Here is a 23,145-nt window from a genome sequence, read left to right as displayed (position 1 = left end):
GTCGCCGTCGCAGATCAGTAGGGGATGTTCTGCGCGCGCACGGGCCCGTTGTGTCAGGACCTCGGCGACCGTCGGGCCGTCACCGGGCATGGTCACTTTTGTGCGGCGGCGGCACCGAAGAAACGCCGGACCGCGCCCAGGTCAGCTTTGCCCGACGGCGTCCGCGGGATGGTGTCGACGATCGCTATCTCGGTGGGAATCTCGTAGCGCGCCAGCCGTGTTCCGAGGTACTCCACGAGCGCGTCGGCGTCGACGGAGGCGGGCCTGCGCAGCTCCACCACCGCGACCGGCGTCGCCCCGAGGCGTTCGTCGGACCGGCTGACCACCGCCGCACCCGCCACTGCGGGGTGGCTCTCCAGGGCGGTGCGGACGTCGTCGGGCATCACCTTGAATCCCCCGCGGATGATCGCCTGGTCGGCACGCCCGACGATCCAGACGAAGCCGTCCGCGTCGATGCGCGCCATGTCCGTGGTCCGCATCCACTGGGCCGACGGCCCCAGCTGGCCTGGCTTGACCTCGAGCAGACCGACTTGGTCGGCCCCCAGCGGCCTGCCATCGTCCGCGACCACCCGCAGCTGCGCACCCGGGTTGGCGCGGCCGACGCTGCCCCGTTTGGCGGCCCAATACCGTTGGTAATCCGGCAACGTCCAGCCCGCGACACCGCCACCGAATTCCGTTGCCGCGTAAGAGGTGAGCACGGGAATGCCGTATTTGGCGGTGAAGGCGTCGGCATCCTCGGCCGTCAGGGGGGCCGTGCCGCAGGTGACGGCGCGGATGCTCTCCAGATCGGCGCGCGGCACATCCGAGTGCAACACCGTGCGCAGCGCCGCGGGAACCAGCGATACCGTGCGCGGTCGGTGTCTTCGCACCGCGTCGGCCCACGCGTTCAGCTCGAAACGTTCGAGGAGCGCGAACGGTCGTGCGTCGGCGATGCATTGCAGCACCCGGAACACCCCGCCGATGTGCACCAGCGGCGAGTTGACGATCGCGACCCCGCGGCGGAGCCCGGTGGGCGCCGGGGCGCGCTCGGGTTCGGCGCCCATCACGCTGCGCGCCAGCACGTCGTAGCCGAGGTCGATCCTCTTGGGCGGGCCCGTCGTACCGCTGGTCAACATCCGTACCGCCACCCCGGTCCGCGGGTGGGCCTCGGGCGCCGGATGAATCGTCGGGCGGCCGGTCGGGGGGTCGTCCAATAGGCCCGCAATCGCCACCGTCGTGGCGTCGGTCGCCGGGGGCAGCAGTGTCGTCAGGTCGTCGTCTTCCCCGATGATCAGCGGCAGTCGCAGCCCGGCGAGGTCGGCCTTGGTGCGCTCGTCGCCGCGAGCCGGGTTGACGACGACGACCGTCCCGCCGCCCAGCAGCGCCCCGAGAAAGGCCGCCACGTGACCGGGCCGGTTGCGCAGCAGTATCCCGACGCCGGGTCCGCGATCGGCGACCAGGCAGGCGATGCGCTGTGCCCTGGCGCCGACGGCGGCCCAGGAGATCCATTGGGCGTCATACTCGATGGCGTGCGCGTCGGGCCGCAGGCCGAGGACATCCGCGATGCGTTGACTGAGTGCGTGCGCGGGCATCAGCGGGTCTTCGGTGTGCGCGCGGCAGCTTCGCCGCCGGCCTTCTGGGCGGCGAGTTCGGCGGTGCCGAGCGGATTGCCCAGCCGGGTGTAGATCAGCCCCTGCTCCAGGGCCGCCCGATACGGCTTGTCGAGCGATTCCCAAATCGCCTTCACCGTGCCCTGAGTCGCGGTCGGAGGGTTCGCGGCGATGGTCGCGGCGATCTCGTGGGCGCGGTCCCAGAGCCGGTCGGCGGGGACCACTTCCGAGACCAATCCGATCCGCAGCGCGGTGTCGGCGCCGACCCGCTCGTCGTTGCCCATCAGCGCGATGCGCAGCGTCTCGCCCAAGCCGATGCGCCTCATCAAGCCGATTGGCTCCAGGGCGCAGACCAGGCCGGCCGATACATGCGAGTCGAAGAACGTGGCATCCTCCGCGCAGATGACCACGTCCGATTCGTTGATGAAGTAGAACGCGCCCGCGGTGCACATGCCCTGAACCGCGCACACGACGGGCTTCCACATCTTCTGCCACTTCGGGCTGAGCGATTCGCCGGGATCCTCGTGATTCCATATGTTTTCGGGCTGGCCGTAGGGAGTCTTGATATCCAGCCCGGCGCTGAACGCACGGTCACCGGCTGCCCTGAGGACCACGGCGTTCACCGAGTCGTCGAGTTTTACCGTGCGCCAGGCGTGGGCCATCTCCGCACACATGGTGCGGTTGAACGCGTTCAGCTGCCCCGGCCGGTTCAGCGTGATCGTCGCGACCCGGTCGATCTCGTCGACCTCGAGGAGGATGGTCTCGAACGTCATCGGCACTGCCAATCCGGCTTGCGCTTCTCCACGAAGGCTCTGGGCCCTTCGGCCGCGTCCTCGGTGCGCAACACGCGCTCGCGGAACGTTTCGGCCATGATCTCCGCCTCGTGCAGCGGAACATTGAGGCCCTTGACGATGGCCAGCCGGGTACCCCGAACCGCCAGCGGCGCATTGGAGTTGACGACGTCGGCGATCTCTCGGGCCCGCTCGAGAAGCCGGTCGTGCCCGACGATCTCGCTGATCAACCCGAGCTCGTAGGCGCGTTGTGCGCTCATCCGCTCGTGCTTGCCCATCAGCGCCATGCGCAGGGCGATCGAGCGGGGCAGCACGCGCGCCACCCGCACCATCTCGCGTCCGGCGACCAGCCCGATGCTGACGTGCGGATCGAAGAATGTGGCCTGTTCCGACGCGATCACGATGTCCGACGTGGTGACCCAGTCCATGCCGGCGCCGCAGCACAACCCGTTGACCGCGGTGATCACCGGCTTGGCCGCCGTGCGAAACGGTGGGGTGCCTTCCTGCGGCGCCTCCCATTGGTCGTAGGTGGACAGGTACGGGCGCTCGTAGATCACCTTGCCGTCTTCGGGAATGGCCGTGACGTCAGCGCCCGTGCAGAACGCGCGGCCCGTGCCGGTCACGATGGTCAGCCATACCTTGTCGTCGTTCTCGGCCTCGTGGTAGGCGGCTCGCAGTTCGGTGATCATGTGCGGGCTCAGGGCGTTGAGGGCATCCGGACGGTTCAGCGTGATGGTGGCGGTGTGCCCGTCGACGTCGTATGTGATGGTGTCGAACGAGTCAGTAGGCATCCTTCTCCCTCATCTGCCCTGGAATCTCGGTGCGCGCCGCTGCCGAAAGGCTTCCAGGCCTTCCCTGAAATCGACTGTCCGGCACGATAGTTCGAGGTTGAACAATTCCTGGGTCATCGATTGGCTGAGCGTCGCATGCTGGCCGAAGCTCAGCGCCTGCTTGGCCAGTCCCATTGCCACCGTCGGCCCGGAGGCCAACCGCTCGAGCAGCTCGCCGGCGGCGTCGTCCAGCTCGCCGGGGCTCACCGCCTGGTGAATCAGTCCCCAGTCGGCCGCGTCGACGGCGCCGACCTGCTCGCCCAGCAACAGCATTCGCTTCGCCCGCGTGAGGCCGACCAGGCGGGGCAGCAGCCAGGTGGCACCCGAATCCGGGCTGAAGCCACGGTCGGCGAAGGGCTGCCAGAACACCGCGTCGGTGGCGGCAACGGCGAAGTCGGCGGCCAGCGCGAGGTTGCAGCCGAATCCCGCGGCCCAGCCTCGCACGCTGCACAGCACCGGCAGCTGGATGCTCGCGACGAGCTCGATCACGCGGTGGGCGCCCTGGGGTATCCGCCGCACCAGATCGCCCGTGCGGGGCCGCGGCCGGTCGTTGGTGGCGACCCAGTCGACGCCGGCGCAGAAGTCGTCACCGCCACGGATGTGGATCGCCCTGAGCGAATCGTCGGTGGCGGCAGCCGTCAGCGCCTCCACCAAAGAGCCAATCATGGCTTCGTTCAACGAGTTACGTCGGGACGGACGATCAAGCGTTAGCCGCAGCACGGCGCCGTCTCGGTGCACTGTCACCGAACCGTCGGCGCCGGCCGCGTCGGCCCCATGACTCACCGTCGAATCCGGCCTTTCTGCCGATACGGTTACCCATACAGTAGGCAATACGATTGATACGCTGTATAAGTTAGCAGGGTACGCTGCCGCCGGAAATAGCCGGGCCGGAAACCCGACCGAAAAGAGATGAAGCATGGCCTTGCAGGAGGGCGGAGCCCAGCGGCGGGTCGCACCCGAGTCGGCGCGGACCGGCGATGCCAGGTTCGGCGAAGCGCCGCTGCCGCAGACCGTGGCCGCCGCCGGCGCCATGCGGCGCCTGAGCTCACTGCTGGTCTCACTCGAGCATCCCCATCCCGCGGTCGACACCATGCTGGCGAAGTTCGCGGAGTGGGAGCGCGAGCTGTCCGCGGTGGCGCCGCGGGACAACGCGCCAAGGATGGGGGACGTCGCCGACGATCCCCGGCGCGTCTATCTCAACCACGCCACCGACATCGGCGCCTACAACCCGTGCTTTCCGGAGTACCGGTTCGACGACCTCGATGCCGACAAGGCGACCGGGCGGGTCAACTTTCCCCTGGTGTACGAGGGCCCGCCGGGATTGGTGCACGGAGGCTTTCTCGGCGTTTTCTTCGACTGCGTCATTCAGCACCACAATTGCGTCACGGGTCTGTCCGGTAAGACGCGGTCGCTGACGGTGACGTTTCGCCGGCCGACCCCCATATCGACCGAGCTACGGTTCGACATCGCTCGCTCGCAGATCGAACGCGGGATCGCGTCGACGGCGCGGTTGCTGCTCGACGGCGAAGTGCTCTGCAGCGGCGAGGTGAACACGTTGGCCTCACCGCCGGAAAAGCTCGCCGGGTTTCAATTCGGCAGGCGGCGAAAGGAGTCCGATAGATGACCGCCCCCAGCGCCCCGGACGATCGCGTACTGTTCGAGGTCGACCGCGACCGCCGCATCGCGACGATCACGCTGAACAATCCGGCCCAACGCAATTCCTATGACGCCGCGATGCGCGAGGCGGTCGCCCGATGCCTGGACCGGGTGGCCGAAGACGACGACCTGACGGTGGTGCTACTGCGCGGGGCCGGGGGCGTCTTCTCCGCCGGGGCCGACATGAACAACGCGTATGGCTGGTACGGCAAGCCGAGCCAACCGGACGGCGATGACGCGTCAGCCAAGCGCCGCCCCAGCCAGCGTCGGCGACTCACCGTGGACCGCAAGTCTTTTGGCTTCTACCACAACTTCATGGGTTTCCCGAAGGTCACGGTGGGCGAGATCGCCGGGTATGCGCTGGGCGGCGGTTTCGAGATGGCGCTGATGACCGACATCTCCGTGATAGCGCGCGACACGAAGATCGGCATGCCGGCGACCCGCTTCCTCGGCCCCGCGCTCGGGAGCATGCACATGTTCTTCCACCGGCTCGGACCGGTGCTGGCCCGGCGCCTGCTGCTCACCGGCGACGTCATCGAGGCGAGTGAGCTCGAGCATCTCGGAATCTTCACCGACACATGCGATCCCGCCGCGGTGCCCGCCCGGGCGCGGTACTGGGCCGAGAAGGCGGCGAAGATGCCCGCCGACGGGGTCGTCATCGCCAAGGAGGCGTTCCGTCTCGTCGAACAGAGTCAGGCATACCAGGGCGAGGAAGTGGCCAGCTATCTCTTTCACGCCTTCGGCACCAACCTGCAATTCGGGCCGGGCGAGTTCAACTTCGTCAAGACCCGCGCCCAGCACGGGACCAAGGAAGCGTTCCGGCTCCGTGACGAATACTTCGACGTGCCGGAACCCGAGGTGTGATAAGCCGATTCGGTGTCGGGCTAGCGCGCCGGGGCTTTGGGGCGCGCCCGCGACCCGGGCGCCTTGGCCGCCTTGCGCGCCCGTGACGGCGCCGCCTTGCCGCCTTTCGCCCCCTTGCCCTCCTCGATCAACCGGCCGGCGTGATCGAGGATGCAGCCGAGGCCGTACTCGAAATTGGTCTCGTCGGGGGCGCCGATCCGGTGACCGATCCGGCTGACCTGAGCCAGCAGCGGGGTCTTCTCGGGGTCGATGGCGACGGCGTCCTCGATCGCGCGCGCGCCCTCGCCGGAGGATTGGTTCTTTTCGTACAGCCGCTGCAGCACCACCGATCCACGGACGTGCACCGAGACCGCCGAGTAGGTGTCGAAGGCATCCTCCGGCGACAGGCCGGCCTCGACCAGGTTGGCGATCGCCTTCTCCATCTCCTCGGCGCCCAATCGCGCCGCCTTCGGGCTGAGCGCCGCCCGAATCAGGATCAGGTCGCACAGAATTGGGTTGCCCATGAACGTTTTCCGCATCAGGCGCGCATGGTTGCGCAATGTCTCGCGCCAGTCGCTGGCCTCGACGTAGGGTGTGGCGAACACGTACTTGCTCAGCGCGCGATCGGTCATCGCGTTGAGCAGGTCGTCCTTCTTGCGGAAGTACCAGTAGATGCTGGTGACGCCGACGCCGAGGTGTTTGCCCAGCAGCGGCATGCTCAAGTTGTCGATGGACACTTGCTCCGCGAGTTCGAATGCGCCACTGATGATGTCATCGGGATTGATGGATCCGCGTTCGCGTCGTTGACGCTTGTCGGCGATAGCCTGCTTTGCCACTACGGGCACCTCCATCACGATGTATCCTGTGCATGCGGTCGGAGAGCCGTGCCAACTCACCTGCGCATACGTAGGCGTGTCGCCGCTCGACGATGGCCGCCAACCGGGCTTCCGTGCGCTTTTCCATCTGCTACTGTAATACCTATCGTAGGCTTTTTGGTAACGAAGGCTGGACGGGCGAAGGTGACCGGGCACAAGCCATTGAACGAGTCACCAGATGAGCCACGGGAATTGCCATGGATCTAGGCCTGGCGAATGCCGCCACGGTGGTCGTCGGTGATAGCCGCGGGATGGGTTTGGCGGCGGCGCGCCGTCTCGCCGACGAGGGCGGCCGGGTGGCGTTGGTGGGCCGCAGCCGGGAGGCATTCGCCGAACTCGTCGGGTGCAACTCGCACGTAACCGGGGCCAACACATGTCGACGGCGGTGCGGACTTCACCTGACCGCCCGGATCGAAGGAACTCGGCTGAGGAGATAGGGGTCGACTGTGGCGACGGCACGTGAGGCGCGCGCCTGGGCGCGCGGGGCATTGCGGGGAATCGGCGACTCCCTCTACACCCCGTTCTGCGGCCCGGACGGCGACGACATCGACTGGGAGGCATACCGGACGCTGGTCCGCTACTGCGTCGGCGACCTCGGACACCCGATGTTGTGGTGCACCAGCGGGCTCTCCGAATTCTGGTCGTTGACCCTCGATGAGCGAAAGCGCTTGCTGGAGGTCGCAATCGAGGAGGGACGCGCCGCCAACCCCGACGTCGTCGTGCAGGCGTGCACGGCGGCCCTCTCGGCGAAGGACTGTCTGAACCTGACGCTGCACGCCCAGGAGGTCGGCGCCGACATCGTCTACATCCAAACGCCGATGATGGAGGTGCATGGCGGCGAGGGCGTGTTGCGATTCTTCGAATACATCGCCTCGCGCACCGACATCGCACTGGGCATGTTCAACTCGCCATCGTCCGGCTACGTCCTGACCGCGGCCGAAAGCGCGCGGATCTACGACGAGGTGCCTGCGGTGTGCGCCACCAAGGAGGGTGCCTTCAGGCCGGCGAACAGCCGCCTACTGCACGAGTTGGCGCCCGGCCTGGTGCTGTGGGAGTGCGACAAGACGGTGTATCGCGCGGGATGGCTGCGTGACGGGATCGTCTGCCCTGCGCAACTGGGCACCACCGGCTATCTGTTCGACACGCCGCAGCGGCGATTGTTCTCTCAGTACTGGGATTTGGTGCAAAGCGACAAGCTGCTGGAGGCGATGGACTTCGGCCGCGAGTCGGGCCTGGACCAGTTCGACCTCGACGTCGGATCCTGGTGGACCTGTTACCCCGGACGGCCCGACTACTTCACCCACTGGGGCGGCGCATTCAAATACGCCGCTTCGCTACTGGGCCTGCCGATCGGCGCCTACCCGCATTCGCGCCCGCCGCAAGCGGAGTTGCCGCCCGAGGCCAAGTCGCAGATCGAGGAGGCTTATCGCCGCCTCGGGCTCATCGGAACGTAGTGACTCGGCAAAAGGGTTGCGCCACAAGTCGACTGACGAGCAAGGGCCCGGTCACCACCGGTGACCGGGCCCTTGTCAACCCCTTGTTCTTACTGCTGTTCGGCCTTCTCGCGTGCCTCCGCGGCCTTGGCCTTACCGCGCGCCTTCTCGGCCGCGGCTTCCTTCTTCGCCGCGCTGCGCTGCGCGTCGGCCTTGTCCTGCTGAGCCTGACCCTCGTTGACCAGGTCGTTGCGGCCGATGATCGTGCCGACGATCTCCTTGGCCTTTCCGAAGACAGCCTCGACGATGCCCTGGATGGCCTCGATCGGACCGCTCTTGATGTCCACCATGGCGTTTCCCCTCCCTGCTAGTGGGTGTCCTTAGTCGCTTTCCCACATCGGCGGTCGAAGAAAACGTGGTGGGGACGTGGTGCTCGCCACAATGGGCGGATACAGGCACCGGTCCGCCGGTCCGTATACCGCGGTCGACCGCTCGGCTCAGCAAGCCGAAACGCGCTGTTCGGCCGGGGTTCGGGGGGCTGGGCGGCGGTTGTGGAAAACAGTACCGATAGGTATACAGTATGCGTACAAATGCCGCGGAATTCGTGGGCGACCGTGAGGAGGTACGGGGGTAGATGTCCGGCAGCGACGACGCTTCCGAGGACGCGGTGCTCTACGAGGCGACCGCCAGCGGCGTCGCGATTTTGACGTTCAACCGCCCGGACCGCCTCAACGCATGGGGCCCGGACATCGCCGCCGGGTTCTACGCCGCGATCGACCGGGCCGAACAGGACCCGGCCGTCCGGGTGATCGTGCTGACCGGGCGGGGCAAGGGTTTCTGCGCCGGCGCATATCTGGGCACGCCGAGTTCCGCACCGAGCTACGGCGACACGATGGAGAAGGCGAGCCAGACCAACCTCGCCGACCTCGTGGGCGAACGGCCACCGCATTTTGTGACCACGCTGCGCAAGCCTGTGATCGCGGCCATCAACGGCGCCTGCGTCGGCATCGGCCTGACCCAGGCGCTCATGTGCGACGTCCGGTTCGCATCCGCCGGCGCCAAGTTCGCCGCGGTCTTCGCCCGCCGCGGACTGATCGCCGAGTTCGGCATTTCCTGGATCCTCCCGCGTCTCACCACGTGGGGCGCCGCGCTGGATCTGCTGCTGAGTGGCCGCACCTTCCTCGCCGAAGAGGCGGCCGAGCTCGGCCTGGTCAAGGAAGTCGTCGCGCCCGAAGGTCTGATGAAGCGTGCGCTGGACTATGCGGAGGACATCGCCCGCAACTGCTCGCCCACTTCCATGGAAGTGATCAAGCGACAGGTGTACGGCGACGCCACTCGCGACGTGGTCGATGCCACCTCGCGCGCCGAGGTGTTGCTGCACGAGGCGATGCCGCGGCCGGACGTCATCGAAGGCATCACCAGCTTCCTCGAGAAGCGGCCCCCGCAGTTTCCCTCGCTCAACTCGACCGACGCCTAGCGTTCGCCGGGGATGCCGGAAAGGAAGATCATGGCCAGTTTGGGTTACCAGGCGATCGACGTCGACAACCACTACTACGAGCCACTGGACGCTTTCACCCGCCACCTCGACAGGGCGTTCAAGAGCCGCGGCGTCCAGATGGTCACTCAGGGCAAGCGCACTCTGGCCGTTATCGGCGGTCGAGTCAACCACTTCGTGCCGAACCCCACGTTCGACCCGATCATCGTGCCGGGTTGTCTGGATCTGTTGTTCCGCGGGGAGATTCCCGAAGGCGTGGACCCGGCATCCCTGATGAAGGTCGAGCGGCTCGCCGACCACCCGGAGTACCAGAATCGTGACGCCCGGGTCGCGGTGATGGACACTCAGGACATCGAAACCGTGTTCATGCTGCCGACTTTCGCGTGCGGGGTCGAGGAGGCGCTCAAGGGCGACATCGAGGCGACGATGGCGTCGGTGCACGCGTTCAACCTGTGGCTCGACGAGGACTGGGGCTTCGACCGACCCGATCATCGCATCATCGCCGCGCCGATCATCTCGCTGGCCGATCCGGCGAAGGCGCTGGAAGAGGTGGAATTCGTGTTGGGGCGCGGCGCCAAGCTGGTGCTGGTGCGGCCGGCGCCGGTGCCCGGCTTGGTCAAGCCGCGGTCGTTGGGGCATCCCAGCCATGACCCGGTGTGGGCCCGGCTGGCCGAGGCGGGAGTCCCGGTCGGATTCCATCTCAGCGACAGCGGCTATCTGCACATCGCGGCGGCGTGGGGCGGCAAAGCGACGTTCGAGGGTTTCGGCGCGAAGGATCCACTGGACAACGTGCTCCTCGACGACCGCGCCATCCACGACACGATGGCCTCGATGATCGTGCACGGCGTGTTCACCCGCCATCCGAAACTCAAGGCGGTCAGCATCGAGAACGGATCCTACTTCGTCCACCGGCTGATCAAGCGGTTGAAGAAGGCGGCCAACACTCAGCCCCGTGACTTTCCCGAGGACCCGGTCGAGCAGTTGCGCAACAACGTATGGATCGCCCCCTACTACGAGGACGACCTGCACGAACTGGCCAAGGTGATCGGCATCGACAAGATCTTGTTCGGTTCCGACTGGCCGCACGGCGAGGGCCTCGAGACGCCGGTTTCGTTCACCGAGGAGCTCACCGACTTCAGCCCTGCCGAAATCCGTAAAGTGATGCGCGACAACGCCCTTGACCTGCTCGGCGTCCCGGTCGCCTCGGCCGTCTAGCCGCTTCCCGCTATGAGCGAATGGACCGTGGGCGCCGTTCTGGACGCCATCGCCGACGTCGTGCCCGACCGCCTGATGACCGTATGCGGAGAACGCAAGAGCACGTTCGCCGAATCGGCGCGCCGCACCAATCGATTGGCGAACTACCTCGAGGACAAAGGGTTCGGTGTATACGCCCCGCGTGATGAGCTGCAGCGCTGGGAATGCGGTCAGGACCGGATCGCGCTCATCATGTACAACGACCTTTACCCCGACATGGTGATCGGATGCCTCAAGGCGCGCACCGTCCCGGTCAACGTGAATCACCACTACTCGCCCCGGGAGATTCGCGAGCTGCTCGACTACGTGCGCCCACGGGGCATCATCTACCATCGCTCGCTCGGCGCGCGGTTCGCCGACGTGCTGCCCCCGATCGGCACGGAGTTGCTGATATCCATCGACGATGGCAGCGCCGTTACCCAACTGCCGAAGGCGATCTCGCTCGACGACGTCCTGGCCGCCGCCAGTCCCGACCGCGAAGATGCGGGATCCCCGGATGACCTCATCATGATGTGCACCGGCGGAACGACCGGACGCCCGAAGGGTGTGCTGTGGCGCCAGAGCGACATGTACGTGTCGTCGATGGTGGGCGCCGACCATGCCAGCGTCACCGAGATCCACGACAAGGTCGCCGGGGGCGGGCAGCCGTGGTTCGCCGTTTCTCCGCTGATGCACGCGGCCGGCATGTGGACCGCCTTCGCCGCGCTCTGCGCGGGCTTGCCGGTGGTGCTCTACGACGACCGCAACAAGCTCGACGTTCGGTCGGTGTGGGAAACCGCCGAGCGGGAGAAGGTGGGCATGATGACCATGGTGGGCGATGCGTACGCCGGGCCGCTGATCGAGGAGCTGCGCACGCGTGCCTACGACCTGTCCTCGTTGCAGGCGATCGGCACCGGAGGGGCCGCCACCAACGCGAAACACAAACGCGCGCTGATGGAATGCCTGCCACACATCACGATCATCGAGGGCTACGGGTCTTCGGAGAGCGGGAACATGGCGTTCGGTCACAGCCGCGAAGGGAACGCCAGCGAGACGTTCCAGCCCAGGGAGGGCGCTACCGTCGTGTCGGCCGACCGCAGCCGGTTCCTGCGGCCGGGTGAGCAGGAGGTCGGCTGGGCCGCCAGGACCGGCCGCATCCCGCTCGGTTACTTCGGCGACCCCGAAGCCACGCAGCGGACCTTCCCGGAGATCGATGGCCGGCGGGTGGTGGTACCGGGCGACCGCGCATCTTTGGAAGCCGACGGCACCATCCGCCTGTTCGGTCGCGACTCGCTGGTCGTGAACACCGGGGGTGAAAAGGTTTTCGTCGAAGAGGTCGAGGAGGTGCTGCGCGCGCTTCCCGGCATCGTCGACGCCCTGGTGGTGGGCCGCCCAAGCGAGCGGTGGGGGGAGGAGGTCGTCGCGCTCGTCGCAACCCGACCCGATGCCCACCTGAGCCGGGACGCCCTGCACGGCGCGTGCACGACGCAACTGGCGCACTTCAAGGCGCCCAAGGCCTTCATCTTCGTCGAACGGATCGAACGCCTCGGCAACGGCAAGCCCAACTACCGATGGGCCAAAGAGCGAGCCAGTCAACGAGATCCGGTGATCGCGCTCGTCCCATCCGATCCCGAAGGAAGTCATGAACACCAAAGCGATTGATTGCCTGGTGAACGTCCACTTCGGGGAAGCCGAATCTCAGCCGACGTGGATGCTCAAGGTCAGGGACGACTACTTCAAGGGTCCCGAGTCGATGTTCGCCCCGGTCGACCTCTCCGAGCTGCTCGCCGAGATGGACGAACAGGGCGTACAGCAGGCGATCCTGATGGACTCGCTCGCCAACCCGTCCACGACCGCGCGCAAATTCGTCGAGGCCAGGCCCGAGCGGTTCGCGCTGGCCATGGGCGGTGTCAACCTGCTGCGCCCGGTGCGGTCGCTGCGCGAGCTGACCGCGGTCGCGGCGGACCTCCCCGTCGCGTATGCCGTAGTGGGGCCGAGCTTTTGGGGTGACGGCCAGTACCCGCCCAGCGACGCCGTGTATTACCCGCTCTACGCAAAGTGCGCGGAGCTGGACCTTCCGCTGTGTGTGAACACCGGAATTCCGGGACCGCCCATACCCGGCGAGGTCCAGCACCCGATGCACCTGGACCGGGTGTGCGTGCGCTTTCCCGAGCTGCGGCTGTGCATGATTCACGGTGCCGACCCGTGGTGGGACGTCGCCATCCGATTGCTGCTCAAGTACGCCAACCTGCGCCTGATGACGTCGGCGTGGTCGCCCAAACGGCTGCCGGAGAGCCTGCTGCACTACATGCGCACTCGTGGCCCCAACAAGGTGATCTACGCGTCCGACTGGCCGGTGTTGCCCATGCGCCGGGTTATCCCCGAAGCCCGCGCGCTGGATCTTCCCGCCGAGGTACTGGACAACTACCTTTACAACAACGCGCGCGACTTCTTCTTCGGGAAGGACGAGTAACGATGGACCGCTTCGAACTACGCAGGCTGGATTACAGCTTGTCCGACGATCACGTCGCCCTGCAGGCGGCCTACAAGCAGTTCTTCAAGACCCACTGTCCGATCGAAACGGTGCGTGCCGCAGAGCAATCCGGTTTCGACAAGAGTCTCTGGGAGAGGTTGTGCGGGATGGGCGCCACCACGATGGCGCTGTCGGAGTCGTGTGGCGGTGACGGCGCCACCCTGGTCGATCTCACCCTGGTGGCCGAGGAGATCGGCCGGTCCCTCGCGCCGGTTCCGTGGATCGACCACGTCTGCACCGCGCGGCTGCTGGGGCGCCTCGGCGCGCTGGGGGAGGGCGCCGCCGGGATAGCCGAGGGCGAACAGCTGGCCGCCCTGGACCCGCGGATCGACGATGGGCGCGGTCCGCGGTTGATCCCCTCGGGGTCGATCGCCGATCACATCGTCGTCCGCGACGGCGACCAAGTCGTGCGCCTGACCTTTGGCACCCGTCCGGCGAAGGTAGACAACATCGGCCGGCTGCCGATGGCCTGGGTGGACCCAGCCGCGGCGGACGCCCGTGAGGTCGTCGCCGAGGGGCCCGAGGCACTAGCCGCTTACCGGCTGGCCCTGGACGAGTGGCGGCTGCTGACCGCGGCGGCGCTCGTCGGGCTGGTGGAGGAGACCATGACCATCGCGGCCGAATTCGCCAAGACCCGGTACACGTTGGGGGTGCCCATCTCCACGCTGCAGGGGATTTCGCACCCGCTCGCGAACATGGCCATCACCGTGCAAGGCGGCCGGAATCTGGCCCGACGCGCCGCCTGGTTCCTGGACAACGAACCCGACGAACGGCCCGAATTGGCGCCTTCCGCATTCGTATTCATGGCAGAGGAGGCCGCCAGGGCGGCGACGATGGCGGTCCACATTCAAGGCGGGCTGGGCGTTTCCGCCGAAGCCGCGGCGACGGCGTATCTGGTGCGGGCCCGGGGCTGGCCGCTGGCCGGCGGCGATCCGGGCGCGACGGCACAACGGGTGGCGCAGATCGTGGCCGCCCGCGAGGGCGCGGCGCAGCCGGCATAGGAAGGAGCGACACTGTGGATTTCTCGCGCGTCGAACTGTCCGACGAGGACGAGGCGTTCCGCGACGAAGCGCGGAACTTTCTGGCCACGCACATGACCGAAGAGATCAGGTGCCGGGACCGGGAAACGGGCGACAATTTCGACGAGGGCCTGCACCTGAAGTTCGGCGCCGCAGGCTATTTGGCGGCGGAGTGGAAACCGGAATCCGACGGCGGTTTCAGCCGGGTGCGGCGCCGCATCTGGGAGTTGGAGAAGCGGCGCGCACACGTTCCCTGGGTGACCTGGGGGACCACCGCGATGGTGGCTCGTTCGGTGGACAAGTTCGGGTCGGCGCAGCTGCGCGACGAGGTGTTACCGAAGGTCTTCAGCGGCGAGGTGAGGCTGTGCCTCGGCTACACCGAGCCCGAGGGCGGCTCCGACATCGCGACCTGCAAGACCCGCGCGGTCCGCGACGGCGACGGGTGGATCATCAACGGCTCCAAGATGTTCACGACCGGGGCCCATAACTGCCAGTACGTCTTCCTGATCACCAACACCGCCCCGGAGGCGCCGAAGCACAAGAGCCTGACCATGTTCCTGGTGCCGCTGGAGTCGCCGGGCATCGACATCCAGGGCATCCGCACCGTGGACGGCGACCGGACCAACATCGTTTACTACAGCGATGTCCGCGTGGACGACAAGTACCGGCTGGGTGAGGTGAACGGCGGCTGGACGGTGCTGCGGGAACCGCTCAACGTCGAGCACGGCGCAGTCGCCGCCGCCCCCGACGGGCTGCAGGACACGTCAATCATGATGCACCAGGCCGGATTTCTGTCTCAGGCGGTGGACAAGGCGGCGGCGAGCGTCACGCGGCCCGACGACGACGGGCGCCGGCTCGTCGACGACAAGTCGGTCGCGTACCGCCTGGGCCGGTGCGTCGCCCGACTGGAGACGGCGCTGGCCACCCCGAGCATCTTCGGCCGGGTCGCCATCGCGCAAACCATGCGCGACATCTCCCCGGAACTCATGGACCTCCTCGGCGCGTCCTCGGCGCTGCCCTTCGGGACGGAAGGGGCCGCCGACGACGGCAGCGCCGAATACGCCTACCGATTCGCCCCGCTGGTCGGCATCTACGGCGGCACGCTGGAGGTGTTCCGCAACATGATCGCGCAGTACATGTTGGGTCTGGGTAAGCCGGCATACGCGCCGCCGGCCAAGAAGGTCGGTTGATAGCGCGCCGAACGTGCACTCAGGGCGAGAAATCGGCCAATTCTTCGCCCTGAGTGCACGTTCGGCGAAGTTTCAGGTCGTCACCGCGGCGGTCGCCGGCGTTCTTCATGCGATAGCACCCGAGTCCTTCAGTTCCTCGATGCGGTCCCAATCCATGCCGAGCTCCATCAGCACCAGCTCGGTGTGCTCGGACGCCTGTGGCGCGCGCGTGGTCACCAGCGGCTCGTGGTTGAACTGCACCGGGCCGCGCACGACGCGGAAAGGCTTTCCGCCGCTGGCGAGCTCGACCTCGCTGACCATGTCGTTGGCCAGGGCCTGCTCGTCTTCGACCAGGTCGAGCAGGCTCTGGAACGGCGCCCACTGGCCCTTCATCGTCTTCAGGTGTTGCCGCCAATAGTCGAAGGGCTTGCCGGCGAAGGCCTTTGCGATCAGCTCGGCCGCCGCGCCGGCGTTCTGAATCAGCGGCAGCACATCGGAGAAGCGGGGATCGTCGGCCGCCTCGGGGATGCCGAGATGCTCGAATGTGTCTCGGATCAAGCCGGTCGGACTGATGATGCACAGGTTGATGGTGCCGCCGTCGGAGGTTGCGTAGTTGCCCATGAAGGGGTTCACCGACATCGCGCCCGCGGCGCCCGGCATCGGGGTGCGCATCACCTGTCCGGTCTCCATGCCCTGCGTCACGCTCGCTCCCGCCGCCCACCAGGCGGTGCTCAGCAATGACACGTCGAGCTCGACGGCTTCGCCGGTGCGCTCGCGATGCAGCAGCGCCGCGGAGATGCCACCGGCGATGAACATGCCGCCGATGGAGTCACCGAACGCTGGAATACCCTGCCCCAGTGCGCCGCCCAGCTCCTCGGGGGTTAGTGCGTACCCGATGCCGCTGCGCGTCCAGAACGCCGTCCCGTCGTAACCACCCACGTCACGCTCGGCGCCCTTGTCGCCGTACGCCGAACCTCGCGCGTATATGATGTTCGGGTTCACCGCGCGAATGTGCTCCACGTCGAACTTGTGCTTCTGCCGCTGCGCCGGCATGTAGTTGGTGAGGAACACGTCAGCGGTCTTGGCCAGCTCGTAGATCACCTCCTGGCCGCCCGGCGTCGAGACGTCGATCCCGACACTGCGCTTGCCCCGGTTGGGATGTTCCATCAGCGGATGCCGCTCCGGATCGAGTTGGATGCCACCCATGTTGATGAAGCCGCGTTGGGTGTCGCCGCGCAGCGGGTGTTCGACCTTGATGACGTCCGCGCCCCAGTCCGCGAGGATCGCCCCCGCCGCCGGGACGAACGTGAATTGCGCGAGTTCCAGGACCCGGAAGCCCGACATAACTTTGACCATTTTCTCAGACCCTACTTTGCGTCGAACGTCACGGGAAGCGAAGTCGGCGAACGGAACGGCTGGCCGTGGATGTGGGGGTCGTCCTCGGTCAGCAGGCTGACGTTGGTCACTCGATCCAGCAGGCACTCGACCGCGACGCGGGTTTCCAACCGCGCGAGGTGCAGGCCCAGACAGGTGTGCTCACCGGCGGCGAACGAGATGTGCGGCACGTGCTCGCGGAAGATGTCGAATTCCTCCGCACACTCCCAGCGCCGCTCGTCGCGGTTCGCGGACCCGATGCACACGCCGATCACAGACCGCGCCGGGATCTCGACCCCCTCCAGCTCGGTGTCTTCGGTGGTGAAGCGCTGCACGGTGGTAAGCGGTGTCTCGTAACGCAACCCCTCCTCGATCGCCTGCGGCAGCAGCCCGGGGTGGTCCCGCACCGCGGCGAACTGGTCCGGATGGGCGAGCAGCAGGTAGAGCAGGTTGCCCGACGAGCGGTACGTGGTCTCCAACCCGGCCGGCAACAGCAGCCGCAGGAAGGAGTAAATGCTTTCGTCGCTTAGCCTTTCGCCGTCGATCTCCGCCGTCACCAGGTTGCCGATGATGTCCTCGGTGGGTTCGGACTTGCGCCGTTCGATCTGCTCGACGAAGTAGTCCTTGAGCGCCGCCGACGCCTCGAAGGCGCGTTCGTAGTCGACGTGGTAGCTGATCAATTGCACGGCGCGCTTGCGGAAGGTCGGCAGATCGTCGGCGGGCAACCCGAGCAATCGGGCGATGACGCGAGTGGGAAATTCGAAGGTGAAGTTCCGGACCAAGTCGGCTTTGCCGGTGTGGATGAACTCGTCGATCAGCGCGTTGCAGATGGGCCGGACGATGGTGTTCTCCCAGCGGGCCAGCGCCTTGGATTTGAAAGCGGCGGAGACGAGGTTGCGATGGTCGCGATGCTTCTTGCCTTCCATCGCCAGGATGGTCGGCCCCATGAAGAGCCCGATCGTCTTGTCGTATGGCGCGGAGCTGAAAGTCCGGCCGTCGCGGAACACCGTGTTCACCGCATCGAAGGACACCGCGGAGTACTCCCGCTTGGGCATCAGCGACTCGGGCGTCTTGGAATAGTCCATCACCGTCCCGCGGAACACCCCGGACTCGAGACGTTTGCGGGCGAAGAACGGGTAGGGATCGCGCAGGCTGACGGTCTCGTCACTGCTGCGAACGTCGGTCGTCACGTAGCACTCCAGCATCTCCAGCAGAAACGGGGCAGGCCTCGCGTAAGATCGTACTGTAATTCTTACAGTAGACAATATGGGCGGGGCTGCCCGGGTCGGGCGAGTCAGCGGCGACTGCCGAGATGCCCGTGGATTGCGAACTCAGGCGCTATCCCTTACTTCGCGACCGCAGAGCCGTTCAACTCCCCGCAGGAGTGCGGAGTGGTCGAGGCTTCCGTCGCCGTTGGCCCGGGCGGCGGCCATGAGTTGCGCGACGAGGGAACCGACAGGGCTGATGGCGCCGACCTTGCGGGCTGCTTCGGCGAAGATGCCGAGGTCTTTGTGGTGCAGGTCGATGCGGAAGCCGGGCGTGAAAGACCTGCTCAGCATGTTGTGGGCTTTCTGATCAAGTACCGCTGATCCGGCGAGGCCCGCGCTGAGGACACTGATCGCCGCGTGAGTGTCCACACCATGCGCTTCGAGGAAGACGAGCGCCTCGGCAAGGAGTTGTATGTTGCCCGCGACGATGAGCTGGTTGGCGGCCTTCAACGTCTGCCCTGAGCCGCAGGGTTCGACGAGTGCGGCGTGGGCGCTGACCGCTTGCAGCACTGGTTGCGCCGCCGCGAAGTCCTCAGGGCTGCCGCCCACCATGACCGAGAGTTCGGCGTTGATGGCGCCAACCTGGCCGCCCGAAACGGGGGCGTCGATCATCCGGAGACCGCGCTGGCGCGCCCGGCTGGACAGCGTGCGTGTGACCTCGGGCCGGATGCTGGAGAAGTCGATGATCAGCGCACCCGGTTGGGCCGTCTCGAAAACTCCACCGTCGGCGGTTAGCACGGCTTCGACGTCGGGGGAGTCGGGCAGCATGAGGGCGACGATGTCGGCGTGCTGGACCGCGTCGGCGATGGAGTCGGCGGCAACACCGCCGGCGGCGACGAGGTCGGAAACTCGGTGACGCGATCGGTTGTATCCGGTCACCTGATGACCCGCGCGGACGAGGTTGACCGCCATGGGACTGCCCATGATTCCGAGACCGATGAAGGCGACCGCACTCACTACGACCCTCGCTTTTCTTTGATTCAACCGATTCGGAGCGGCAGAACCGCGTCAGGTGGGAAAGAAGCTCGATAGCGCGGCGGCGGTCTCGTCGGGCAGCGTTTCGGGGATGAAGTGCCCCGATGGCAGCGTCGTCGCGGTGACAGTTGCAGCACATTGGGCTTGCCAGAGGGCGTGAGCGTCGAACAGGCGATGCACTGCTCCGTTCTCGGCGGTCAGAACCTGTGTGTCGCAGGCGATCCGATGTCCGCGATCGCGACTGTGTTGATCGTGTTCGAGGTCGATGCCGGCGCTGGCCCGGTAGTCCTCGGCGGTGCTGTGCAGCGTCTCGGGAGTGCAGAAAGCGCGTTCGTACTCGGCAATCACCTCGCGTTCAAGGTAGTCGTCGTTCCCGCCTGATAGTTGTCGTAGCACGATGGCCAGGTAAGCGGCCGGGTTGCCTCCGATGAGAAGTTCGGGCAGTGGGGCGGCCTGAATGAGCAGGAACCAGTGAAAGTAGGCGGTCGCGAACTCTTGGTTGGTGGCCCTGTACATGTCGAGGGTGGGGGCTATGTCGATCAGAGACAGCTTCCTGACTCGGTGTGGGTGATCCAGCGCCAGGCGGGCCGCAACGCGCGCCCCGCGGTCGTGCCCACAGAGGTAGAACGAGTCTCGTCCGAGCTGATCCACGACCGCGACGAGGTCGTTGGCCATGGTCCGCTTGCTGTAATTGCTGTGATCGGGTAACCCGACCGGTTTGGCGGAGGCCCCGTAGCCGCGGAGGTCGGGTATGACCAGGAAGTAGCGGTCCCGCAGCCGGCCGGCGATGTGGCGCCACATCAGGTGGGTCTCGGGGTAGCCGTGCACGAGCAGTAGTGCGGGTCCGCCAGGGTTGCCGCCCCACCGGGCGTAGATAGCCGTTCCGTCGATATCGAAGGTACCGGCGTCGAATCCGGGGAACCAGCGCGAGTCCGCTTGTGCGACAGTCTGTTTTGGGTTTGGGCGGTCGCCGGGTTGGGCGTTGTCGATCATGTTCAGTGCGGCTCGGCGGGTGCACCCGACGATCTCATGACAATGGCCCTTTCGTGAGTGATGCGAGGTGCGAAACGGGAACTCCGGTGTGGCCGATGGTCACCGGCTGATGTGTTCCAGGAGGTGCTTGGACCACATGTCAGGTGACTCCAGTGGGCTGAAATGGCCGCAGTTGTCAAGGTACTCGAGGGTGAAGTCTTCGTAGAAGTCATCCAGGGTGTCGCTCCATGCCTGTGGGAACAGGGGGTCCTGGTCCGGCCACAAGATGGTGATGGGCTTGGCGAACCTGTCTTCCCGTGCCGGCGTCGTCTCGTTTGCGTAGAAGGTGATCGGATTGCCCTCAGGGTTGCGGAACCACAGGACGCCGGCCAGGAATGCCCCTGGTGCGCAGTGGTTCTCGGTTAGGTGGTCAAGGAGGTCGTCGACAACGGTCGATCCGGGCGCCGACCAGTTCACCAGGTTTTCCTTGAGTGCAGCGCGGACGGCGTCGGGCTTGCCGTCGATGATTTCTTCGACGAGTTCCGACTTGTAGAAGATGGCGTGCACGAACGCGTTCACCGCGTCCTCTTCGAGAATCCGCCGCCCGACGCCCAGGGTGGGCGGTGCGACTACCAGCGATCGCACCAGATCGGGCCGGGTCGATGCGACCGTCTGGGCGGTGAAGCTGCCGATGTCGTATCCGCCCAGCACGGCATTGCTGATACCCAATTCTTCGAGCAGGGCAATGACGCTGCCCACCTGGCGACTGAGTGCGTAGGCCGTTGGATCGCTCAGGTGTTTGTCCGACTTGCCGTAACCGCGCAAGTCGATCACGGTGACATCGGCGTGCTCCACCAGTTGCGGCATGACCCTGGAGTACTCCCGGTGGTCGCCGGGGTTGCCGTGAATCAGGACGACCGGGACACCTTGCCCGGAGCGCTCGTAGTAGAGCTTGAAACCGTCGTGTTCGCTCGAGTAGGGCACGGAACCAATCCTTCCTGTCGGCGCACCAGCGCCTCGCGATCCGCGACGGTGCTGCTCCGAAAAGGGTTTACCCGGAGCCGGTTCGGGGCTCTCCGTAGTGATCGTAAAAGCTGGCCCGAGGTCAGATCGCCAGCTGGCTGGAATCGATCGCCTTCTGACTCATTTTGCCCGCCGGGACGCTCGTCAGCCGCCGGAAGGGACGCGGTCCGCGGTGCCTGCTCGCAGTCGCAGCGAGACGCCACCTAGTTGGTCAGCCCGCATTGTCGGTCAGTACCGGCATGTGTGTCGACGGTCCGGAAAGCTTGCCGGTACGCCTGGGGGCTGACGCCGACGATGCGCCGGAATGCGGGACGGAGCGACACCGCGGTGGCCAGACCTACCTGTCGCGCAATGGCGTCGACGGTCAGCTCGGTGCGCTCCAAAAGATTCTGGGCGCGCAGGATCCGTTGGTGCAGTAGCCATTGCAGCGGCGAGACCCCTGTTTGGACCCGGAAGCGGCGATCGAAGGTCCGCCGACTCAGGCCGGCTCGTGCGGCGAGCGCGTCAATGTCCACATGCTGCAGATGAGCGATGGCGTATTCCATCACCCTTCCCAATTCGACGTCTTCGGACCGGAGGGGGACCGGGCGATCGACAAACTGTGCTTGGCTGCCGCATCGTGCGGGCGACAGGACGAGATGACGGGCTATCGCCGTGGCCGCGGCGGCGCCCCAGTGGCGTCGCACGACATGAAGGCAGGCATCCAGACCAGCTGCCGTCCCGGCGCTGGTGACAATGTCGCCGTCGTCGATGAAGAGGACCGAGGGGTCAACGCGCACCGATGGATACCGCGCTGCCAGCGTGGGTGCGTGGAACCAGTGTGCGGCGGCCCGCCGGCCGTCGAGCAGACCGGTGGCTGCGAGGACGAACGCGCCCATACACAGGCTCACGATCAAGGCGCCGTCGGCGTGTGCTGTGCGGACTGCTTCCAGTGACCCTGGGGGTGGGGCGTCATGAGGACTGCGCCAGCCGGGTAAGACCACAATCCCGGCGCGGTCCAGGGCCTCTAGCCCATGCGGTGGATCGAATCCAACACCGTCGCTGGTGCGCATCCGACCGGTTTCGCCGGCAACCGGTAGCACGGTGAATGCGGGAGCCCCGGCAGGATTCATGCCGAACACGCTCATCGGCACCGATGTCTCGAACATCGACGCCCCGTTGAACATCAGCACGGCGATGGTGCGCAGGCTTCGGCCTCCGCCCACGCGGCGAGCACCGGTCGAATTAATGCCGCCCGCATCGCGCGCGATCCCAACGCTGTCCTCACGCAGCGTCGGGAGTTGATGCGTTACCGGTGTGGTGAATAGTGGCCGTGACGTCGGATGCGCGGAGGTCAGCGCAGCCGGATGTCGACTGCGATTGCCCGGCCGCGGCGGGGCGGTGGGCGGGGAACTCCGCTCGATTCGGTCTAGAGTGAATTCCATAGCATGTGTCCGGTCACTTTGGTTGCGCTGCAACGTGTTTGAGTGCGGCCGGTTTGTTGGTCTCGCCGGCAAGTCGTGGGTGGTGATGTATCCCGCGTTCGAGTTGCGTCTCACCGTGGTCCCCGTGGTTCCTCCCCAGGCCCAGCTGTGTCCCTCGTACCTTCACCGATCGCGCTCCCCGCCCACCCGGTCACGTCGTCGCGGCCCTGCAACGCGGAGGCTCTGATGGCTTATGTTTGCGCGCGAAACCGTCTCAGTGTGTGCCGGGGCTGCACGACGTTGTGCCTCCGCTGCAGACGGCCGGGGCGGACCTTGCCGAAGGGTGATGGCGCCGAACCCGGGGCAGCAGTGGTGCGCCGCGCAGAGCGCTCCAACTCACGCCGCCCGGAGGGGCGAGGCGGTTGCCGCGCAGACCGACGTCGCAGCTGGCGTGGTGCAGCTGTGCCCCGCGGGACCCTTACTGCGGTGTGGCAGAAGAAAACTCCGTCTCAGCGCCGGCACGGATTCTCCGACATGTCGAGTTTCAGCCGCGCCTTCCGCGCCGCATACGGACTGTCCCCGCGGGACTGGCGCGGTCACCGCCTGCGTGCCGGCGCTGAGACGGAGTTTTCTTCTGCCACACCGCAGTAAGGGTCCCGCGGGG

21 protein-coding genes and 1 pseudogene are annotated in these 23,145 nt (G+C 66.5%); 10 read left to right on the top strand and 12 right to left on the bottom strand.

Annotated elements, in window-relative coordinates:
- Positions 1-92: 92 nt before the first annotated feature.
- The 4 genes from A9X03_RS19515 to A9X03_RS19500 are packed head-to-tail and all read right to left on the bottom strand — an operon-like array spanning position 93 to position 3,993.
- Complete coding sequence (locus tag A9X03_RS19515; RefSeq protein WP_068262513.1) at positions 93-1,571, bottom strand: class I adenylate-forming enzyme family protein; 1,479 nt, start codon at positions 1,569-1,571, stop codon at positions 93-95.
- Entirely contained in the window at positions 1,571-2,362 is a 792-nt protein-coding gene (locus A9X03_RS19510) for an enoyl-CoA hydratase/isomerase family protein (RefSeq protein ID WP_068262519.1), read from the bottom strand. The genes A9X03_RS19515 and A9X03_RS19510 overlap by 1 nt, the downstream gene beginning before the upstream one ends.
- Positions 2,359-3,171, bottom strand: a complete 813-nt coding sequence (locus tag A9X03_RS19505; RefSeq protein ID WP_068262510.1) for an enoyl-CoA hydratase/isomerase family protein — start codon at positions 3,169-3,171, stop codon at positions 2,359-2,361. The genes A9X03_RS19510 and A9X03_RS19505 overlap by 4 nt, the downstream gene beginning before the upstream one ends.
- Positions 3,172-3,180: 9 nt before the next feature.
- Positions 3,181-3,993: an enoyl-CoA hydratase/isomerase family protein gene (locus tag A9X03_RS19500; protein ID WP_068262507.1), complete on the bottom strand. Its 813-nt coding sequence runs from the start codon at positions 3,991-3,993 to the stop codon at positions 3,181-3,183.
- Between the two features lie 133 nt (positions 3,994-4,126).
- Between A9X03_RS19500 and A9X03_RS19495 the strand changes: the two genes are divergently transcribed.
- Together A9X03_RS19495 and A9X03_RS19490 are read left to right on the top strand one after the other, a co-directional pair.
- Positions 4,127-4,834 (top strand): hypothetical protein, encoded by a 708-nt coding sequence (locus A9X03_RS19495; RefSeq protein WP_067757778.1) that lies wholly within the window; start codon positions 4,127-4,129, stop codon positions 4,832-4,834.
- Complete coding sequence (locus A9X03_RS19490; RefSeq protein ID WP_068262504.1) at positions 4,831-5,730, top strand: enoyl-CoA hydratase/isomerase family protein; 900 nt, start codon at positions 4,831-4,833, stop codon at positions 5,728-5,730. Before A9X03_RS19495 ends, A9X03_RS19490 begins: the two co-directional genes overlap by 4 nt.
- A gap of 20 nt (positions 5,731-5,750) precedes the next feature.
- On the opposite strand, the gene A9X03_RS19485 is transcribed toward A9X03_RS19490, so the two are convergent.
- Positions 5,751-6,560, bottom strand: a complete 810-nt coding sequence (locus A9X03_RS19485) for a TetR/AcrR family transcriptional regulator (protein WP_067757772.1) — start codon at positions 6,558-6,560, stop codon at positions 5,751-5,753.
- Positions 6,561-6,781: 221 nt separating this feature from the next.
- On the opposite strand from A9X03_RS19485, the pseudogene A9X03_RS29365 reads away from it, so the two are divergent.
- Positions 6,782-6,925 (top strand): annotated as a pseudogene (locus A9X03_RS29365) (SDR family NAD(P)-dependent oxidoreductase); the annotation flags it as partial.
- A gap of 105 nt (positions 6,926-7,030) precedes the next feature.
- A complete protein-coding gene (locus A9X03_RS19480; protein ID WP_068018370.1) occupies positions 7,031-8,038 on the top strand; it encodes a dihydrodipicolinate synthase family protein in 1,008 nt (335 codons plus the stop codon).
- A gap of 89 nt (positions 8,039-8,127) precedes the next feature.
- On the opposite strand, the gene A9X03_RS19475 is transcribed toward A9X03_RS19480, so the two are convergent.
- Positions 8,128-8,367 carry a CsbD family protein gene (locus A9X03_RS19475; protein WP_067281020.1) on the bottom strand — a complete coding sequence of 80 codons (240 nt, stop codon included), beginning with the start codon at positions 8,365-8,367 and terminating at the stop codon, positions 8,128-8,130.
- Between the two features lie 284 nt (positions 8,368-8,651).
- Between A9X03_RS19475 and A9X03_RS19470 the strand changes: the two genes are divergently transcribed.
- The 6 genes from A9X03_RS19470 to A9X03_RS19445 are packed head-to-tail and all read left to right on the top strand — an operon-like array spanning position 8,652 to position 15,487.
- Complete coding sequence (locus tag A9X03_RS19470; RefSeq protein WP_068262498.1) at positions 8,652-9,494, top strand: enoyl-CoA hydratase; 843 nt, start codon at positions 8,652-8,654, stop codon at positions 9,492-9,494.
- Between the two features lie 30 nt (positions 9,495-9,524).
- On the top strand, positions 9,525-10,727 hold the full coding sequence (locus A9X03_RS19465; protein WP_068262516.1) for an amidohydrolase family protein: 1,203 nt from the start codon (positions 9,525-9,527) through the stop codon (positions 10,725-10,727).
- Between the two features lie 12 nt (positions 10,728-10,739).
- Positions 10,740-12,407, top strand: coding sequence for an acyl-CoA synthetase (locus tag A9X03_RS19460; RefSeq protein WP_068262497.1), 1,668 nt, complete (start codon positions 10,740-10,742; stop codon positions 12,405-12,407).
- The gene (locus tag A9X03_RS19455; protein WP_067757754.1) at positions 12,388-13,218 is read left to right on the top strand and encodes an amidohydrolase family protein; all 831 of its coding nucleotides are present in this window, start codon (positions 12,388-12,390) and stop codon (positions 13,216-13,218) included. The genes A9X03_RS19460 and A9X03_RS19455 overlap by 20 nt, the downstream gene beginning before the upstream one ends.
- A 2-nt stretch (positions 13,219-13,220) precedes the next feature.
- Positions 13,221-14,279, top strand: coding sequence for an acyl-CoA dehydrogenase family protein (locus tag A9X03_RS19450; protein ID WP_067757751.1), 1,059 nt, complete (start codon positions 13,221-13,223; stop codon positions 14,277-14,279).
- Between the two features lie 14 nt (positions 14,280-14,293).
- Positions 14,294-15,487: an acyl-CoA dehydrogenase family protein gene (locus A9X03_RS19445; protein WP_068262494.1), complete on the top strand. Its 1,194-nt coding sequence runs from the start codon at positions 14,294-14,296 to the stop codon at positions 15,485-15,487.
- Positions 15,488-15,592: 105 nt separating this feature from the next.
- On the opposite strand, the gene A9X03_RS19440 is transcribed toward A9X03_RS19445, so the two are convergent.
- The 6 genes from A9X03_RS19440 to A9X03_RS19415 form a co-directional block, all read right to left on the bottom strand.
- Positions 15,593-16,810 carry a CaiB/BaiF CoA-transferase family protein gene (locus A9X03_RS19440; protein ID WP_067757745.1) on the bottom strand — a complete coding sequence of 406 codons (1,218 nt, stop codon included), beginning with the start codon at positions 16,808-16,810 and terminating at the stop codon, positions 15,593-15,595.
- A 23-nt stretch (positions 16,811-16,833) separates the two neighbouring features.
- Positions 16,834-18,030: a cytochrome P450 gene (locus A9X03_RS19435; RefSeq protein ID WP_369831394.1), complete on the bottom strand. Its 1,197-nt coding sequence runs from the start codon at positions 18,028-18,030 to the stop codon at positions 16,834-16,836.
- Positions 18,031-18,171: 141 nt separating this feature from the next.
- Positions 18,172-19,065 (bottom strand): 2-hydroxy-3-oxopropionate reductase, encoded by an 894-nt coding sequence (locus tag A9X03_RS19430; protein ID WP_068262489.1) that lies wholly within the window; start codon positions 19,063-19,065, stop codon positions 18,172-18,174.
- Between the two features lie 51 nt (positions 19,066-19,116).
- Positions 19,117-20,076 carry an alpha/beta fold hydrolase gene (locus A9X03_RS19425; RefSeq protein ID WP_082950240.1) on the bottom strand — a complete coding sequence of 320 codons (960 nt, stop codon included), beginning with the start codon at positions 20,074-20,076 and terminating at the stop codon, positions 19,117-19,119.
- 99 nt (positions 20,077-20,175) lie between these two features.
- Positions 20,176-21,039 carry an alpha/beta fold hydrolase gene (locus A9X03_RS19420; protein ID WP_082953601.1) on the bottom strand — a complete coding sequence of 288 codons (864 nt, stop codon included), beginning with the start codon at positions 21,037-21,039 and terminating at the stop codon, positions 20,176-20,178.
- Between the two features lie 242 nt (positions 21,040-21,281).
- The gene (locus A9X03_RS19415; RefSeq protein WP_255396739.1) at positions 21,282-22,502 is read right to left on the bottom strand and encodes a GlxA family transcriptional regulator; all 1,221 of its coding nucleotides are present in this window, start codon (positions 22,500-22,502) and stop codon (positions 21,282-21,284) included.
- Between the last annotated feature and the right edge of the window lie 643 nt (positions 22,503-23,145).

It is taken from the genome of Mycobacterium sp. E1715 (assembly GCF_001667625.1).
In the GTDB taxonomy this organism is placed as follows: domain Bacteria; phylum Actinomycetota; class Actinomycetes; order Mycobacteriales; family Mycobacteriaceae; genus Mycobacterium.
The sequence above is the reverse complement of the archived record's forward strand: the minus strand, read 5'-3'. Positions and strand labels throughout refer to the sequence as shown.

What these genes read in the sequence shown, in the direction of transcription:
- A9X03_RS19515 (WP_068262513.1), bottom strand. Translation starts at nt 1,571, where the DNA reads ATGCCCGCGCACGCACTCAGTCAACGCATCGCGGATGTCCTCGGCCTG.
- A9X03_RS19455 (WP_067757754.1), top strand. Translation starts at nt 12,388, where the DNA reads ATGAACACCAAAGCGATTGATTGCCTGGTGAACGTCCACTTCGGGGAA.
- A9X03_RS19510 (WP_068262519.1), bottom strand. Translation starts at nt 2,362, where the DNA reads ATGACGTTCGAGACCATCCTCCTCGAGGTCGACGAGATCGACCGGGTC.
- A9X03_RS19440 (WP_067757745.1), bottom strand. Translation starts at nt 16,810, where the DNA reads ATGTCGGGCTTCCGGGTCCTGGAACTCGCGCAATTCACGTTCGTCCCG.
- A9X03_RS19495 (WP_067757778.1), top strand. Translation starts at nt 4,127, where the DNA reads ATGGCCTTGCAGGAGGGCGGAGCCCAGCGGCGGGTCGCACCCGAGTCG.
- A9X03_RS19450 (WP_067757751.1), top strand. Translation starts at nt 13,221, where the DNA reads ATGGACCGCTTCGAACTACGCAGGCTGGATTACAGCTTGTCCGACGAT.
- A9X03_RS19475 (WP_067281020.1), bottom strand. Translation starts at nt 8,367, where the DNA reads ATGGTGGACATCAAGAGCGGTCCGATCGAGGCCATCCAGGGCATCGTC.
- A9X03_RS19490 (WP_068262504.1), top strand. Translation starts at nt 4,831, where the DNA reads ATGACCGCCCCCAGCGCCCCGGACGATCGCGTACTGTTCGAGGTCGAC.
- A9X03_RS19425 (WP_082950240.1), bottom strand. Translation starts at nt 20,076, where the DNA reads ATGATCGACAACGCCCAACCCGGCGACCGCCCAAACCCAAAACAGACT.
- A9X03_RS19465 (WP_068262516.1), top strand. Translation starts at nt 9,525, where the DNA reads ATGGCCAGTTTGGGTTACCAGGCGATCGACGTCGACAACCACTACTAC.
- A9X03_RS19505 (WP_068262510.1), bottom strand. Translation starts at nt 3,171, where the DNA reads ATGCCTACTGACTCGTTCGACACCATCACATACGACGTCGACGGGCAC.
- A9X03_RS19470 (WP_068262498.1), top strand. Translation starts at nt 8,652, where the DNA reads ATGTCCGGCAGCGACGACGCTTCCGAGGACGCGGTGCTCTACGAGGCG.
- A9X03_RS19415 (WP_255396739.1), bottom strand. Translation starts at nt 22,502, where the DNA reads ATGGAATTCACTCTAGACCGAATCGAGCGGAGTTCCCCGCCCACCGCC.
- A9X03_RS19485 (WP_067757772.1), bottom strand. Translation starts at nt 6,560, where the DNA reads ATGGAGGTGCCCGTAGTGGCAAAGCAGGCTATCGCCGACAAGCGTCAA.
- A9X03_RS19460 (WP_068262497.1), top strand. Translation starts at nt 10,740, where the DNA reads ATGAGCGAATGGACCGTGGGCGCCGTTCTGGACGCCATCGCCGACGTC.